Below are 267 nucleotides of genomic sequence, written 5' to 3'. Positions count from 1 at the left end.
GCCCGGTGGGCCGGCGATCGGCAGGCTGACCGGGACCGCGAGCACATAGGACAGGCGTTCGCGGTGCAGGAACGCCCGCAGGTCGGTGTCGCGGCCGTAGCCGGAGTCGGCCACGACCCAGGCGAACAGCACTCCGTCCGCCAGTGCCCGTTCGAGCATGCCGACCGCGAGCTGCGGTTTCGTGGCGAACGCGACCTCATCGGGCACGCCGGCCTCTCGGCAGCGCGCCCGGTCGTCCGTCCATGCAGCGGGCAGGTACAACCGGCG

At 73.0% G+C, this 267-nt stretch carries 1 protein-coding gene; it reads right to left on the bottom strand.

Annotated elements, in window-relative coordinates; genetic code table 11:
• Positions 1-267: transposase (locus tag C7C46_RS33320; RefSeq protein ID WP_146259331.1), on the bottom strand; the 267-nt coding region annotated here is incomplete at both ends.

This window comes from Streptomyces tateyamensis (genome assembly GCF_003205575.1).
Taxonomy (GTDB): domain Bacteria; phylum Actinomycetota; class Actinomycetes; order Streptomycetales; family Streptomycetaceae; genus Kitasatospora; species Kitasatospora tateyamensis.
The sequence above is the reverse complement of the archived record's forward strand: the minus strand, read 5'-3'. Positions and strand labels throughout refer to the sequence as shown.